Source organism: Aeromonas sp. SER, from assembly GCF_038739615.1.
Lineage (GTDB): Bacteria > Pseudomonadota > Gammaproteobacteria > Enterobacterales > Aeromonadaceae > Aeromonas > Aeromonas jandaei.
This window is the reverse complement of the sequence record NZ_JBCGFC010000026.1, coordinates 20,628-35,649: the sequence shown is the minus strand read 5'-3', so window position 1 is coordinate 35,649 and position 15,022 is coordinate 20,628. Positions and strand designations below refer to the sequence as shown.

Genomic DNA, 15,022 nt, shown 5'->3' with positions numbered 1-15,022 from the left:
ATGGAGTGGGAACACACGAAACTGGACACCGATAGGAGCCGTGATGCTGAACCCAGAGCGGTCAGAACCAGAAGAAAAACAAGCGGCTTAAAACAGGGTTACGCGACAACTATCTTGAAAAACGCCGGAAGACGCACTCTACGAGATTGCCTCGATGTGTCTGTTTGCCAAGCTCTCCCTGGACCAGGCCATCCCTGACCGCACTACCATCATGAATTTCCGGCATCTGCTGGAGCAGCACCAACTGGCACGCCAACTCTTCGAGGCCATCAACCAGTGGCTCTGTGACGCTGGCATCATGATGAAGCAAGGCACGCTGGTCGACGCCACCATCATCGAAGCCCCAACTCCACCAAAAACAAGCGTGGAGAGCGTGACCCCGAGATACATCAGACCAAGAAGGGCAATCAGTGGTATTTCGGCATGAAGGCTCATATCGGCGTCGATGCCAAGAGTGGTCTGACTCACAGTCTGGAGACTACGTCAGCCAACGAGCACGACCTCAATCAGATGGGTAATCTGCTCCATGGCAAGGAAGAGTTTGTGTTCGCTAATGCCGGATATCAGGGGGCTGAAAATCTTGAAGAGCTGGCCGACGTGAAGGCTGAATGGGCGATTGCCATGCGCCTTGGCAAACTCAAGGAACTCAAAAAGCATCCTCGTAAAAACAAGGCAGTCATTGCTTTTGAGAGGCTCAAGTCCAGCGTCCGTGCCAAAGTGGAACACCCGTTCCGGCTCATCAAACGTAAATTTGGCTTCGTGAAGGCCCGGTTCAACAGGCTGCGCAAGAACGTCAACCAACTGGCGATGTTGTTTACGCTGGCGAATCTGTTTCGAGTGGACCAGATGATACGAGCATGAAATAGCAGTGCCCATAAATCGAGATAAGCATCGGAAATGAGGCGAAATGGATCTTAAAATCCCAATATCGGCGGCAAAAGTCAAAATTTCGGAATGATGAGCATTTAAAACTTGGGCACAAAGGGTCCATGATGAAGGTGCGACCCACTTGTTCGCACCTTCCTTAGCTCGGCTTTGTCCCATTCAGTGTTAAAGCGTTGTTTTACAGGCAGATTGAGCTGTATTAGTTGAACAACTTTTAGTAATGATACAAAGTGTCCACTATTGATCAGATCAACATTTCGAAAAGGAGGTTTAATGGGCATCCGTGTACGCGTTTTGCAGGCGAATCATGGGGATTGCATTCTGGTAACCCATAAAGGGCCTCACGGTACATTCAACCTTCTTATCGATGGTGGAAACGCCGGAACTTTCAAATACGGCCAGCAGGACCGTATGAAAGGCGAATTGTGCAAGTTGCTCGACGAGATCAAAGTACTGAACCAGCATCTTGACTTAGTTATTTTGACTCATATTGATGATGATCACATCGGTGGGCTTCTCAAGGCTTTAAAATCTCCAAGTTACGGCCAGCTTGTAAAAAGCGTCTGGTTTAATTCGTCAAAATTAATTACAGATCACTTCAGTTCCCCTGAAATTCCAGCGAATGACATTTACTTGCCAGATTCATCTCCTGACACGAGCGTTCGACAAGGGAAAAAATTTGAAGTTCTCCTAGATGAACTGGGAGTAGAACGTGGTCATATAGTTATGGCTGGGCAGCAAATAGTCAAAGGCCCTTTTACGTTTAATATATTATCACCAAATGAAACTCAGCTTCGAAATCTCCTGTGTATTTGGCCAGTGGAAAAAACGTCACCTAACACATCTGCAGATGTGACCGACTACTCTCTGAGTTTGGAGCAGCTCTGGGTGGACGACAGTTTCGAGAGCGACACATCAATAGCCAATGGAAGCTCAATCGCTTTCATGCTACAGGCTGACGATCAGAAAATGTTATTCTTGGGGGATGCCTATGATACCTGCACTGTCGAAAGCTTAAAGCAACTAGGTTATAACGAGCAGAACAAGTTGCAGCTGAGTTTAGTGAAAATTTCACATCACGGAAGTCAATACAATACCAGTTCTGATTTTTTGAGTATGATTTCTGCTGCGCATTACGTTATCTCCACTAATGGGGCAAGGCACGGACTGCCCAATAAAAGAACTATTGCAAGAATTCTCGCCGCTGGGGATGGAAAAATTTGTTTCAACTACCCTGAAGTCGCTGCTTCAATGTTGCTTCCGAATGAGCAGCATCAATATGCTGGACGCTTGGATGTTGTTGGTCAGATAGAGTTTGAACATGACGCCTGATGAGCTGATAATTTCTTATGCTGTAAAAATAAACGGCGGAAGCGGAGTTCTCGTTGGTGCACTCTCGCAGGACTACACCTATGTCTTCACAGCCAAGCATGTATTGAGCGCGACTAATCAAGTCACCCGAAGTGGAGTTCCGCTTCAAATAATTGATGAGCCATATCTGCACCCAAAACTAGATTGCGCAGTAATAAAGGTTGAATTTCAACAGAATGTAAAGCAGCGCAATTGGTTAGGGAATGTGCCAACAGGGGCTGTGCTTTCATTTGTGGGATTTCCTGACACTAACACCAATACCGATATACCCTACAAGATTTATACAGGCGTCCAAAATAGTACACTTAATAACGTAGTGGTTTGTAATCTCAACAACAGTCCAGCGCAAGATGCGATTGTTGGCATGTCTGGTGGCGGTCTGTATCACGTGTACAACGGTTACCCTTACCTGGTGGGTGTTGAGTCTCGAATGGATGATGAAGACGAGCATCTGCGATGGGGCCGCATACGTTGCTTTTCCATGGCCATCTTCGAAGAAATCATTGCTCAGCACGATCTTGCCTTAATAGCGCCTAGCTTCATGACGTGCTTTTCACAGCTTAAGGATGATATTTTTTATTTCAATGCCGCAAATCCAGACAATGTAGTGAAACTTCACAAAAAACTGCATGAGTATGCAGATACGGTGATAGCTCTGGGGCTGCCACCTCCGCATGAACTGATGACGCGCTACAACAAAAAGTTGCTGGTAGGTCATGAAACTCAAGCTGCTGTGTTGGATAGAGATCTGTGGGTTGCATATTTTGAATTTGTAATCGTTTGTGCTTTGATTGATGGTCCAAATAATATTGATGAGGACTACATAAAGGATTTGGAGAAGCGACGCAGGTTTGTCTACTCTGGCAGTAATGCTCACTGGATTAGACATCTTTCGGAGATTTTGAAAGCAGCAAAGTCCACGTTGGACGAACATGGCATTATGATTATTAGTTCTCCTCAAGAGGAGGCTCCCTGTCTTCCTGACGAGGAAGACCTGGAAGAGGTTATTGACGATATTGCCTCAGCCCCTACAGTAGGAACTGGTGGGAGAATTGATGATGTGCACAGCGAGGTATATAAGACTTATACGGTCGCGCATATGAAAGGGTTGCGCAATAAATATGTGCTGAAAAAGCATCGTGAGTATGGGCTTGCCCGTCCGAGCGAGCAACTGAAAATATTCAGGGATTATTATAATGAAGTTATTAAGTAGGGCGCACGACTTTAACTTCCTGACCTCCGAAGTGGATGGGGTCAGGTTTGAGTTGTTTGCCTCTAGCCAATCATTTTTAACCTGTATCGTTTGTTGGTTTGAGTCGTCAACGGACGTCATGATGAACTGGCAGGTAATTCAAAGTATAGTATCAGTTAAGTTTAAGCCAGAAGGAGGACATTCAAAATGGAATGTATATTTGATTTTGATGTGCCCTGATAGCCTTGATATTCGAGATAAATATGTAATTCAAAATGACCGCTACGCTGCTAGGAAGATCATATTGGATGGGCTCGGTGAGCTACCTGACTCTTCGGATGTTGAAAAATTGGTTAACGTAGCGTTATTGGGCTCGGATCTCGAACTAGCACCAGTTTCGGATAATTCCAAAGATGACATAGAAACACCCATTGCGGCAATTGTAAAAGGTGTACCCTCAGGTTCCAGTGTTGATGCGAAAAAAGCACGCAGTGAAATGATTAACAAACTAATCGAGTTTTTGTCAGAAAATGAAAATAAAAAAAGTTGAGATCGAGGGCTTTCGTGCTTACAAGTACAAAAAAGACGGGACTTTTGATTTTACAAATGAGAGTGGTGAGCCGTCGAATTTTGTTGCTATTTATGCCCCTAATGGATTCGGCAAGAGCTCTTTTTACGACGCCGTAGAATGGGCATTTACTGATAATCTTGAGAGGTATACCAACAGTCACAATAAGAAAAATAATGAGCTGGCGGCAAAAGGCACAAAGCAACTTCAGGTTCCTCAAAAGATACTTCGAAATACAGAGGTGTTGGATGACGTGCCTACGCACGTATCTGTAATCACAACCACGGAAAATTTCGAACGAACGCTGAAAAAGCCAAGGTCGAACTCAAGCGATCTCACATTTAAGGCAACTAGGAAAAGTGAAGATGTAGAAGTATACAAGAGAGTTATACTATCCCAAGACGCAATTGACCGTTTTCTTCGCGAGGCAAAACCTCAGGAAAGATATGATCTTTTCATGAGTTTTTTTGGTGGAAGTGCTGAAACACTACGCCAAGAAATGACCTTGCTAATCAATGAGAATGAATCGAAAATCGTTACGCTGCTGGCTGAGCGATCAAGAATCGAGTCTCAGCTAAATAATCCGGTCGACTCCCGAATATTCGAAGACTTTAATACCCTTGCCGCCGCCCTTAACTCTCAAGGTGAAGCAATTGTCTTCGTCGATGAGAACTTTGATGCGCATGCTGAACACCAAATACTGCTATCGATAGTCACTCGGACGCAAGCACTTAATGCTGAGCGGACTGCGATTCAGCAACGACATGCTGCGTTATTGCTACAATTAGCAGGGCTCCCTGGTTTTAAGCGTAACCTAGAGCTGTTGCCGCAGCAGAATTCGTATGTCAACAGTATATCGAAAGGCTTGCAAGATTCAGTCAAATATCAACAGCTCACTGCAGCACATAGTCGCGGCCTTTCTGAATGGCAGTCAATTAGTGATGAGTTGAAAGTTCTGGAGGAGGTTATTGCCCAGGTTCCTTCATTTATTACTGATGAAGAGGTTAGAGTACAATCCATTGGTCAATTACCTGTTCTAACCGCAGAAAAAAACCGATTAACCGCGGAGCTTAAAACGGCCGAAACATCGGCAGTTGGCACCAAGAAATCAATTACAGATCTCGATCAAAGGGCATTGGATCTTCAGTCATTGATCACAACTAGTCCAGCTATTTACTCCGAAATTGCTGTCAACGAAGCCGGCCTGATTGGGCTGAAAGTAGACTTAAGCGCTAAGCTCACTTCCCTCCAGCTCACTGTAGCGGAGCGGGATGCCGTTGTTTCGCAACTTAACAATATATCTACCTTGCCAATCACTGCTGATACTCTGCTGTATGGCGATACCAGCTACCTAAATCTGCCCGATGACTTCATCGTCAAAATTCAGGTTGCTCATGAAGAATTAGCTGCATTGCGCTTACACGACCAGTCGATTAAAACGACTCAAGTAGCTCTTACTCAGCAAATGGAAGCAGTGGAGAGCCTTGTTTCACTCGGTATATCTTACCTCTCAAAATGGCCCAGCTCTAACTGTCCACTGTGCCGACTACCCCACCCAACATCTGATGCCTTAATCTCAGCGGTCAAGAATAATGACCTTCTAACGTTAGTTGCAAAGCAGAATGCACAGGAGTTAGAGAAAATCGCGCTTCGCATCCAGTCGCTTTCAGCAGAAATTGATTCTCATGTTGGTGCAGCCCAGAGGAAACATTCAGAACACTTATCGTCGTTACGACAGAAGCTCAATGATTTTGGTTCACGGGTCACTGAGCTAGAGAGTCAAAGAACACGTCTTGCAGCAAGTGTTGACGCAGCTGAGCGTACGCTTAAGTCATTGAAAGCGAGGGTTTGGGATGTTGACTCGCAAGAATTGAGAAAGCGCGTCGACGCGGAGTTAGCTGTTGCATCTGAGCGACGACCTTTTTTGGCGCAGCAACTGGCTTCAGTCGAACATTCGGTTACTTTGCTCCGCGCCCAAATTCAAAATCTCGAAAATCAGATATTGGGATTAGTAAACCTAATACACGAGATAACGAACAAAACCTCGTACGAAAAAGTTAAAGCCTTTATCTCCAAAGAGGCTGTTGCTGAGATAAGGACCCTTGCCTTAAGCTGCGATAGAAAAAAAATTGAGCTAAAGACAAGAATTAATGAACTGGGTGAACAACTTGCCCAACTATTAGGCGAATGTAACGAACTTCAAGGTATAATGTATTCGGAAGGTAATTGGGTTGATTTTGCAGTTTTAGCGTCTAATAAAGACGAAGCAGTCAGGCACCTGAATGATACTCAGTCTGCTATCACTACGTTTGTTCAAACTGTTGATCGGCTAGTCGGAAAGCTACTCGGAAATGATTCTGATCTAATCGAACGGGAAATCAATAAACTGACACCAGAGCTACTTCGTCGTGATAATGTACTGGCCGCCAAAATCCAATCATTTGATTTGCTGACGGAGCAGCTTAAGGCGTTCAAAGCTTACTTTGATGGATTAAAGCTGCGAGACCAGTTAAAAGTGGTCGAGCATAATCTTTCTCTGCATAGATTAGTAGAAAGTAAGCTCACAGCTGAAAGAGATAACGTTGTATCGAAGTTGAAAGAGAGGGTTAAAGAGTTCTTTTTTACCGACTTGATTAATGCTATTTACAGCAAAATCGATCCGCATCCTTCATTCAAAACTGTTCAGTTCGTAGTTGACTTTGAATCTTATGATAAGCCGGGATTGAATATTGTATTGCAAGATGAGAGAGGTGACATAATTTCTCCAATGCTATATTTCAGTGCAGCGCAGCTCAATATTCTTAGCCTGAGCGTCTTTCTTGCTAACGCGTTACACGCGATGGACAAGTCTGGGACACCTCTGGATGTGATAATGATTGATGACCCTATTCAGTCAATGGACTCCATTAATGTTCTGGCTACTATTGATTTGTTGCGAAACGTCTCGGAAAGATTTAATAAGCAAATCATTATTTCCACACATGACGAAAACTTCTTTGGTTTACTCAAGCGTAAGATTCCTACCGATGTCTTCAAATCAAAATTTTTGCAACTTGAAAGCTTTGGTGTTGTGGGGCAAGGCTGACGAGTTGAATTGATATGATGCTCCCCGAGCGGCTTCTTAGAAAGCAGTAGTAGCCGCTATGGGGAATAATAACTTTAGTATGCGAGAGGTGTTGGTCCCTAAGGATACTGCGAATAAGTCGCTGATGTGAAATCATGTATTTATCCAGTTTGCCAAGGAACAGGTCTGCGCATGAGGTAGAGATCGAATGTGTGTCGTATCACGACAAGAAGCGATATGGGATTACCGCTGGAACTACCCAAGGATCTGGGCAAGCGGATGGCACAGCGTTACCGCCTCAAAGATGATCGAATTGCCCAACGTAACTACATCGCGCTAGGGCTCGCCCCAGGAGGATATGTGGAGGTGTTCTTGAGAAGCCCAGATCCACTACCTGACGTGCTGATTGCGAGTGGCATGGCGCATGAAGTGACCGGCGATTGGTATGACAAGAAAGTGCCGCTAGATAGCCAATATCAGGAGCGATGGGCCAGTTTCGATAAGAATGTCCGCCCCTATTACGACAAATATCCGATCCCAACCGGCGAAGCGTGGTCTCCTATCATGGATGCTTACCGCGCAGCACAGCCTAAAACGGATACCGATCCGGTCAATTGATTTGGATAGCGGTTTAAGAGGTATCAATGAAGCAGTACCAAAACTGGCTAGCCCAGTATCTGATTTGTCGTCGTGATAACGACCATGCCATGGCCGCAGAATTGGCACAGAGCACCTGTGCTTTCTGGCAGGCCAGAGGCGATAAGGCTGAGCATACTAAGTGGCAGAAGGTCTATCAGGATCACCTGCAACAGACCACCTGACAGGCAAGGCTAATGGCCAGGGAAGGCGCCGCACCAGCTTCGTGCCCATCAGGTGGCTATGTAGCATAGCGGAGCAGTCTGCAAAATACAGCAAAAGTAAATGGAGGGTACACCCGGTGTACCCTCCATTTACACAGTCTACAAATCACTGAAGAAAGATCTGTGCTCCCCTACCCCACTTGTAGATGCACAATATTGTCTGGCGGTTGTTCTGAAGGTTTTAAAATCCCTCCCCACAACTCCAGAGCCATTTTTTGTTCCGGTAACCGAACCGTATGAACATAGTGAGCCATTACACCAGGTAGAGCATGACCTAAAATTTGTTCCACGACATGGGGGGCAATCCCAGCCTCGTTTAGGCGGGTCGCTAAGCTCCTTCGCAGATCGTGCCATGTCCAAGGGGCGCTATGCCCGATCCGTTTCCAAATCCCCCTTCCCCACTGACTTACCGCTTCTGGTCGCTTGAGCTCCCCTAGCAAGTATGAGGATGACTGTGCGGCGGCAGCTTTCAGCAGGGCGTCTATCGTCGGCCGAATAAAATCAGGTATTGGTCTCACGATTTTATTACCTGTTTTCGAGTTGGACGCTGGAACCGTCCATGTACCTTCGACTAGATTCCATTCTTCGGGGGCTGATAGCCGAGCTTCTTGAGTTCTTGCGCCGAACGACAACAGAATCTTGGCCAAATTTCCGTAGTAGCAATATGGACCTAGCTTCTCAGCCCAATCCCATAGTGTGCGCAGTTCTTCTAGCGTCAGAACCCTATCTCGCTTACTAGCTTTTTGCCCAACATCAGCGACGGTCAAGTCATCCAATGCATTACTCACTGCAAACTGTCTGACACGGCAAAACTTCAGAGCATGCTTACAGTTTTGGAAACAATACCCACTAGCCACAGGAGCTACCTTCGAGTATTCGTCAAAAACGCTCAACCAGTGACGGGTATCACAATCTGACAAAGGAAGATCTCCGATACGGGGATAGACCCACTTCGCAAATTGCTGGCGATGCTTCTCACTGTTCGACCTTTTCTTATCGGCGTGATGGCAGAGCCAATACTCGAGTGCATCTTTAACCGTGACAGGCTTAAGCCTTTCATCTTTCCCGATCCGCGTCATCAAGGCGGGATCATTGCCCTCTTCCAACCAAGCTCGACATTGCGCCGCCTTTTTCCTTGCTTCGGAAAGCGACAGCCCCCCCTCCTGGCCGGTATAGGATCCCAGAGTCAGGTTTTTTGCCTTGCCTAAAATTCGATAGCGGTACACGAAGCTGACTTTTCCGCTATTCCTCCAAAGAACAGACAACCCATCCCTGTCCGCAACCTTTCTGGGCGTATCATCATCGTGACCACGCAACATTGCTTTGAGTTTTGAATCTGAAATTGCCATTTTGAACCCACACTTGAACCCACACCTGTCTTATATCCCCTAAGATGGCTTTAGACAAGGCAAGATAATTAAAAGATAAAAATCAACTAGATATGCAAAAACCATGGCCGTCATCAAACAGCATTAGACCGATAGTGTGATAATACGGCATGAACTGATTGCTGGCCTGATGCCGCGCAAGCGGAACAGGGCAAAGATGAAAGGCGCCGGGTAGCAATACCCGGCGCCTTTCTTTATGCTCCCCTTCCCACTTCCCCACTACAAGCGCTATGAACCGCACGCCCCTGCTGCTGATGGTACTGGTCACCCTGCTGGCTGCCGCCGGCTGGCTCTTCTCGAAAGAGGCGATCCGCGAACTGCCGCCCGCTGCCTTTATCGGCAGCCGCTTTCTGCTGGCCGCCCTGCTTTTGCTCCCCTTGGCCTGGTTGCGCGAGCCACCGCCGAGCCGAGCCCAGATGGTGCGCGCTGCCGGTTGTGGCACCCTGCTCGGTGCCAGCCTGCTGCTGTGGGTCACCGCCATCAGCCAGAGCGATGCGCTCGGCAGCGGCGCCTTTATCATGAGCGTTGCGACCCTGATGGCCCCGCTGGCGGCCTGGGCAGCCTTTCGGGCCAAACCCGGCCGCCACTACTGGCTCACCCTGCCCATTGCTATCGCCGGTTTGCTGCTGCTCTCCAGCAGTACCCACTGGGGCGTGTCGCTCTCGCTGTTCTGGTTTCTGGCGGCTGCCACTACCCTCGGTATCCAGCTTGCCGTCCATCGCCACTTTGCCCAATCCATCGCCCCCACCTGGCTCACCTGCATCCAGCTGGCGATGACCGGCCTGCTCGGCACCCTGCTCTCCCTGCTGACCGAGCAGTGGCCCGAGGCCGGTGTCAGCCACGGCATCTGGGGCTGGTTTGCAGCGAGCGTCTTGATCGCCACCACATTGCGCTACTGGCTGCTCACTCATGCGTTGAGCAAGATGACTACCGCTCACGCAGCCCTGATGATGCTGCTGGAACCGGTCTGGACCCTGATCCTGAGCACCCTCTTCTATAGCGAACCCCTCGGCGGTGCCAAACTGGCCGGAGCCGGACTGGTGCTCGGTGCCCTGGTGCTCTACCAACTGCCCCTGCTGCTGCGCAGTGCCCGCCTCAACACGCCCGTCTGATACGCGTCACCGCCCTGCGGGGCGGTGTCACCATCTCCCTTCTGTTTGCCTATCTTGTCCTGCCAATGCTGACGTTCTGTTAACGGCATTTAACCCTTGGTATCCATAGGGTTAAAGGGCATACCCCATGAAAAAATGCCATATGGCCAGCTTGATGAAGGTCACATTCCTCCCCCGTGACCCTCCCTATCATGCCCCCATCATCGGTCTGGACAATCCTGACGATGGCCACACATGGGAATAACAAGAGAAAAGACTATGCAGCAAACCAGCCCCCTCAAGACGGTCACGGTCAGCATATTGGCAACCGCCATGCTGATCTTTGTGGCCCAGTACCTGATAGGCAAACAGGAGATCAAGATCGGCATCGCCATCATCCCGATCCTGCCGATGCTCTTTGCCGTCATCATCGGCATGATTGTCTCCGCCAAACCGGTCAAGGATCGCATCCCCGGCTGGAAGCAGCTCTTCACCGAAAAAGAAGAGGGTTTCTGCGGCAAGATGGTAGGCTTCAGCCTGCTGATCCTGGGCACCCAGTATGCGGGGATGATCATCCCCAACCTGAAGATGATCCTGAGCGTCGGCGTGCCGCTGTTCCTGCAGGAGATTGGCAACCTGCTGCCAATCCTGATCGCCATCCCGCTGGCGGTGAAGTTCGGCTTTGGCCGTCGCGCCATCGGGGCCTGCTCCTCCATCAGCCGTGAGCCGTCCGTTGCGGTAATTCAGGGCAAGTTCGGCACCGGCTCCCAGGAGTACATCGGCGTGCTGGCCATCTACCTGTGCGGCTCCGTCATCGGTACCCTCTGGTTCAGCGTGCTGGGCAGCATCGCCCCGCTCACCGGTCTGCACCCGCTGGCACTGGCTGCCGGCTCCGGTGTGGGCTCAGGCTCCATGCTGAGTGCCGCCTCCGGCGCCCTGATCAACGGTCTCGACGAAGCGCTGGCTCAGCAGGTGCTGAGCATCGCCGCGGCATCGAACCTGCTCTCGTCAGCCCTCGGCGCCCTCTCCCTCACCTATCTGGGTCTGCCGCTCGCTGAAAAAATCTATGCCCTGACTGCCAAAGGAGAGAAAGCATGAAAAGCATCGTAATGGATATGCGGTTCGTCTTTCTGGCGATCCTGCTGGCCATGTTTACCCAGACCCTGACCACCGGCACCCCGCTCTGGCTGATGGGTGACAGCTTCATCGCCATGTCACTGGTGGTGTTCGCTTCGCTGATTGCCAAACGCTATCTGCCCTCCTCCCTGCCGGCGTTTGCCTATGCCACCATCATCGGCATTCTCATCTGCCTGCCGGAGACCCCGGTGCGCGGCCTCTTTATCGACGCCGTCGCCAAGATCTCCTTCCTCTCCTGCTGCGTACCGCTGCTGGCCTTTGCCGGTCTCTCGGTGGGCGGTCAGCTGGAAGAGCTGAAGAAGATGTCCTGGAAAGTGATCCTGATCTTCATGATCGTCTCCACCTGCTGCTTCTTCGGCGCCTCGCTGGTGGCCCAACTCGGCTTCTCCATTCAAGGGATCATCTGATGAACAACATCCATATTGAACCGGCCCTGCTGGCCCTGCGCGACTTCAGCTACGAAGTACGCCACCACCTGCACACCATTCCGGAAGCCTCCGGTGTCGAGTTCAAGACCTCGGCCTACTGTCGCGAGCTGATGGCAGGCTTTGGCTACCGTCTCACCGACTATCCGGGCTTCACCGGTTTCCACGGCGATCTGGTGGTTGACCCGGTACTGCCGACCATCGCCTTCCGTGCCGACATGGATGGCCTCGAGATGCACGACATGAGCGACGTTGCGTTCAAATCAACCCACGAGGGAATGGCTCACAACTGCGGTCACGACTCCCATATGGCGATCGCCCTGACCGCGGCCAAATTCCTTGCCGAACAGCGCTCCCGCCTGCAGTACAACGTCCGCTTTATCTTCCAGATGGCGGAAGAGGACATGCGGGTGCCGGGCGCCGAGAAGATGGTTGAACTGGGCTGCATGAAGGGGGTGGACGAGGTCTATGCCCTCCATAACGACGGCGCCATGGAGACCGGCACCATCAAGTTCAACCACGGAGTCATGTCCTCCTGGGGCTCCGCCTGGACGCTGGATGTGCACGGTATCTCCGCCCACGGCTCCACCCCCCACAAGGGGCTGGATGCCATCCGTGAAGCGGTGCGGATCATCGAGGATATGGACTACATCGTCGCCAAGCGCACCAGCCCGTTCAGCCCGGCGGTATTTGGCTGCGGCATGATCAACGGCGGCACCATCCCCAACGCCATCGCCGACCATGTGCAGGCGCGCGGCACCATCCGTGCCATGGATGCCGAGACCGACCAGATCCTGAAGAACAGCTTCAAGGAGATCGTGGCCCAGAGCGAACTGCGCGGCTTCAAGACCAAGATGGTCTATGCCGGGTATCCGGCGGTCGAGAACCACGCCGATGCCTGCGCCCGTCTGCTGCAAGCGGCCGCCGACGTATTGCCCTCCGAGGGGATCAACGCTCAGGGTCAGCCGATGACCGGCAGCGAAGATTTCAGCTATATGGTCAACGCCTGCCGTGGCCGCAAGGGGGCCATGTTCTTTCTCGGCAGCGGCTGTCAGGCCAAAGGGATCTGCAACTACCTGCATGCGAACCCCTACTACCTCGATGACGACTGCCTGCTGGTCGGAGCCCAGATCTTTATCAATCTGGCGACCCGCAGCGCTTAATCCCGCATACCGATAAAACCAGAAGAGAGGCCAAGGCCTCTCTTTTTTTGTCTCTGTGTACGACAAACAACCCGCGGCTAGAGCCACGGCAACTCCGCCATATTGGCAGTCGGCGGCTGATTGATAAGGTGCAGCTGCACCGTCTCCCGGCTGATATGGGGGGCGTAGAGGTGGATAAAGTCGTACATGTAGTCGCGCAGATGGGCATGCTTGCGCAGGCAGATGTGGGTCGCGCTCGAGGCGATCAGGTGGTCGATGTTGAGGCTCACCAGATCCTCCCTGTCCCCCTCGTCGAAGGCCACGCTGGCAATCACCCCGACCCCCATCCCGAGCCGGACGTAGTGCTTTATCACATCGGTATCGGTGGCGGTCAGCACGGTTTTCGGCGAGAGGCCGTGGCGGCTGAAGGCCTTATCCATCTTGGAGCGGCCGGTAAAGCCGAATACATAGGTGATGAGGGGATAGCGGGCCAGATCGGCCATCGAGAGCGGCTGGCAGTCGATCAGCGGATGACCGTGGGGCACCACCACGCTGCGCCCCCAGCGATAACAGGGGACGGCGGCCAGTTCGTCGAACAGATACATGGACTCGGTGGCGATCGCCATATCCACATCGCCGCTTTGCACCATCTGGGCCAGTTGGGCAGGTGCCCCCTGATGGAGCTGGATCGCCACATCGGGATAACGACGGCTGAACTCGGTAATCACCGCTGGCAGCTTGTAGCGAGCCTGGGTATGGGTGGTGGCGATGCGCAGCACCCCGCTGGTGGCCAACTGCTCCCCCAGCGACAGCTGGTTGATCTGCTCCACCTGCGCCACCACCCCCTTGGCCAACTCCATCACCTGCTCGCCTGCGCTGGTCAAGCCGACCAGATTCTTCCCCTTGCGGGTAAAGAGGGCGAGCCCCAGCTCATCTTCCAGCATCTTCATCTGCTTGCTGAGGGTCGGCTGGGAGGTGTAGAGCTTCTCCGCCGTCGCCGAGATGTTGAAGTTGTTCTTCACTATCTCGGTAAAGTTCTTGAGCCGGGCGATGTTCATCTGGGCAAGGGATCTCGCTGCTGCGGCCAGTGGGGCTGACCTGAAAAAGAGAGAGCGGGGCTGACCCCGCAGCTGACTGCCGACCATACCACAGCGCGGCGCACGATAATCTGCCCCAGGTCAGAAAGCCGCGCGCTAGTCGCTGGCGAGCTTGATCCCGAGCCCGACAAACAGGGTGCCGATGCCCCGGTTGAGCCAGCGACCAAGACGCTGTGACAAGCGTACCTTGTGGCTGGCATAGACGGTGGTAAAGACCAGCAGGTGACACCAGATGATGCCGCCCAGATTGAAGATGCAGCCGAGCAGGATAAAGGCGAGCGCCTTGTCGGGGGCATCCGGCGCGATGAACTGGGGCACGAAGGCGAGGAAAAAGAGAGCCACCTTGGGATTGAGCACATTGGTCAGCACCCCCTGCCGGTAAATCTGACCATAAGAGAGGGCTGGCAGGGTGGCCCCTCTCTCCATGGCACCCGTAGCCTGCTGGCGCAGCAGGGAGAACCCCAGATAGATGAGGTAGATGGCGCCAGCCAGCTTGATGAGGGCAAACAGCTCGGCCGACGCGCTGAGCAGGGCCGACAGACCGAGGGCCGCCGCCAGTACATGCACCATGACACCGGTGCCGATGCCCAACGTCGCAATCGAACCGGCACGCCACCCTTGCGAGCCACTGCGCAACATGACCAGCAGGGAGTCGGGCCCCGGCATGATATTGAGCAGCAACCCCGAGACCATAAACAGTGCAAGATCATGAATACCGAACATCACACCTCCCCTCGTAAAGAAAAACCAAACAAAAAGGGCTCCGCAGAGCCCTCTTTTCTTTCACTCTGCGGCAGCTGAC

13 protein-coding genes and 1 pseudogene are annotated in these 15,022 nt (G+C 51.5%); 11 read left to right on the top strand and 3 right to left on the bottom strand.

Annotated elements, in window-relative coordinates; all coding sequences use genetic code 11:
• Nucleotides 1-127: 127 nt before the first annotated feature.
• The 7 genes and pseudogenes from AAHA41_RS22115 to AAHA41_RS22085 all read left to right on the top strand — a co-directional run.
• Nucleotides 128-861: pseudogene (locus AAHA41_RS22115) on the top strand (IS5 family transposase); the annotation flags it as partial.
• Between the two features lie 297 nt (nt 862-1,158).
• Nucleotides 1,159-2,217, top strand: coding sequence for an MBL fold metallo-hydrolase (locus tag AAHA41_RS22110; RefSeq protein ID WP_041216035.1), 1,059 nt, complete (start codon nt 1,159-1,161; stop codon nt 2,215-2,217).
• Nucleotides 2,207-3,469, top strand: a complete 1,263-nt coding sequence (locus AAHA41_RS22105) for an ABC-three component system protein (protein WP_323071456.1) — start codon at nt 2,207-2,209, stop codon at nt 3,467-3,469. The genes AAHA41_RS22110 and AAHA41_RS22105 overlap by 11 nt, the downstream gene beginning before the upstream one ends.
• Nucleotides 3,453-3,998 carry an ABC-three component system middle component 1 gene (locus tag AAHA41_RS22100; protein WP_129505048.1) on the top strand — a complete coding sequence of 182 codons (546 nt, stop codon included), beginning with the start codon at nt 3,453-3,455 and terminating at the stop codon, nt 3,996-3,998. Before AAHA41_RS22105 ends, AAHA41_RS22100 begins: the two co-directional genes overlap by 17 nt.
• Nucleotides 3,979-7,101, top strand: a complete 3,123-nt coding sequence (locus tag AAHA41_RS22095) for an AAA family ATPase (RefSeq protein WP_323071454.1) — start codon at nt 3,979-3,981, stop codon at nt 7,099-7,101. Before AAHA41_RS22100 ends, AAHA41_RS22095 begins: the two co-directional genes overlap by 20 nt.
• Before the next feature lie 216 nt (nt 7,102-7,317).
• The gene (locus AAHA41_RS22090) at nt 7,318-7,698 is read left to right on the top strand and encodes a DUF2931 family protein (protein ID WP_323071451.1); all 381 of its coding nucleotides are present in this window, start codon (nt 7,318-7,320) and stop codon (nt 7,696-7,698) included.
• Between the two features lie 26 nt (nt 7,699-7,724).
• On the top strand, nt 7,725-7,901 hold the full coding sequence (locus AAHA41_RS22085) for a hypothetical protein (RefSeq protein ID WP_323071449.1): 177 nt from the start codon (nt 7,725-7,727) through the stop codon (nt 7,899-7,901).
• 170 nt (nt 7,902-8,071) lie between these two features.
• Here AAHA41_RS22085 and AAHA41_RS22080 read toward each other — a convergent pair whose 3' ends face one another.
• A complete protein-coding gene (locus AAHA41_RS22080) occupies nt 8,072-9,289 on the bottom strand; it encodes a site-specific integrase (protein WP_267529426.1) in 1,218 nt (405 codons plus the stop codon).
• A gap of 269 nt (nt 9,290-9,558) precedes the next feature.
• On the opposite strand from AAHA41_RS22080, the gene AAHA41_RS22075 reads away from it, so the two are divergent.
• The 4 genes from AAHA41_RS22075 (at nt 9,559) to AAHA41_RS22060 (ending at nt 13,144) form a co-directional block, all read left to right on the top strand.
• On the top strand, nt 9,559-10,440 hold the full coding sequence (locus AAHA41_RS22075) for a DMT family transporter (protein ID WP_208737010.1): 882 nt from the start codon (nt 9,559-9,561) through the stop codon (nt 10,438-10,440).
• A gap of 258 nt (nt 10,441-10,698) precedes the next feature.
• On the top strand, nt 10,699-11,517 hold the full coding sequence (locus tag AAHA41_RS22070; RefSeq protein ID WP_005339140.1) for a DUF3100 domain-containing protein: 819 nt from the start codon (nt 10,699-10,701) through the stop codon (nt 11,515-11,517).
• The gene (locus AAHA41_RS22065; RefSeq protein ID WP_033114935.1) at nt 11,514-11,963 is read left to right on the top strand and encodes a hypothetical protein; all 450 of its coding nucleotides are present in this window, start codon (nt 11,514-11,516) and stop codon (nt 11,961-11,963) included. Before AAHA41_RS22070 ends, AAHA41_RS22065 begins: the two co-directional genes overlap by 4 nt.
• Nucleotides 11,963-13,144, top strand: coding sequence for a M20 family metallopeptidase (locus AAHA41_RS22060; RefSeq protein WP_323071075.1), 1,182 nt, complete (start codon nt 11,963-11,965; stop codon nt 13,142-13,144). The genes AAHA41_RS22065 and AAHA41_RS22060 overlap by 1 nt, the downstream gene beginning before the upstream one ends.
• 77 nt (nt 13,145-13,221) lie before the next feature.
• Here AAHA41_RS22060 and AAHA41_RS22055 read toward each other — a convergent pair whose 3' ends face one another.
• Both AAHA41_RS22055 and AAHA41_RS22050 read right to left on the bottom strand, forming a co-directional pair.
• Nucleotides 13,222-14,181 (bottom strand): LysR substrate-binding domain-containing protein, encoded by a 960-nt coding sequence (locus AAHA41_RS22055; RefSeq protein ID WP_042031819.1) that lies wholly within the window; start codon nt 14,179-14,181, stop codon nt 13,222-13,224.
• 135 nt (nt 14,182-14,316) lie between these two features.
• Entirely contained in the window at nt 14,317-14,943 is a 627-nt protein-coding gene (locus tag AAHA41_RS22050; RefSeq protein WP_323071074.1) for a LysE family translocator, read from the bottom strand.
• Between the last annotated feature and the right edge of the window lie 79 nt (nt 14,944-15,022).

Coding starts and splice junctions, on each gene's coding strand:
- AAHA41_RS22110 (WP_041216035.1), top strand. CDS start 1,159: ATGGGCATCCGTGTACGCGTTTTGCAGGCGAATCATGGGGATTGCATT.
- AAHA41_RS22105 (WP_323071456.1), top strand. CDS start 2,207: ATGACGCCTGATGAGCTGATAATTTCTTATGCTGTAAAAATAAACGGC.
- AAHA41_RS22100 (WP_129505048.1), top strand. CDS start 3,453: ATGAAGTTATTAAGTAGGGCGCACGACTTTAACTTCCTGACCTCCGAA.
- AAHA41_RS22095 (WP_323071454.1), top strand. CDS start 3,979: ATGAAAATAAAAAAAGTTGAGATCGAGGGCTTTCGTGCTTACAAGTAC.
- AAHA41_RS22090 (WP_323071451.1), top strand. CDS start 7,318: ATGGGATTACCGCTGGAACTACCCAAGGATCTGGGCAAGCGGATGGCA.
- AAHA41_RS22085 (WP_323071449.1), top strand. CDS start 7,725: ATGAAGCAGTACCAAAACTGGCTAGCCCAGTATCTGATTTGTCGTCGT.
- AAHA41_RS22080 (WP_267529426.1), bottom strand. CDS start 9,289: ATGGCAATTTCAGATTCAAAACTCAAAGCAATGTTGCGTGGTCACGAT.
- AAHA41_RS22075 (WP_208737010.1), top strand. CDS start 9,559: ATGAACCGCACGCCCCTGCTGCTGATGGTACTGGTCACCCTGCTGGCT.
- AAHA41_RS22070 (WP_005339140.1), top strand. CDS start 10,699: ATGCAGCAAACCAGCCCCCTCAAGACGGTCACGGTCAGCATATTGGCA.
- AAHA41_RS22065 (WP_033114935.1), top strand. CDS start 11,514: ATGAAAAGCATCGTAATGGATATGCGGTTCGTCTTTCTGGCGATCCTG.
- AAHA41_RS22060 (WP_323071075.1), top strand. CDS start 11,963: ATGAACAACATCCATATTGAACCGGCCCTGCTGGCCCTGCGCGACTTC.
- AAHA41_RS22055 (WP_042031819.1), bottom strand. CDS start 14,181: ATGAACATCGCCCGGCTCAAGAACTTTACCGAGATAGTGAAGAACAAC.
- AAHA41_RS22050 (WP_323071074.1), bottom strand. CDS start 14,943: ATGTTCGGTATTCATGATCTTGCACTGTTTATGGTCTCGGGGTTGCTG.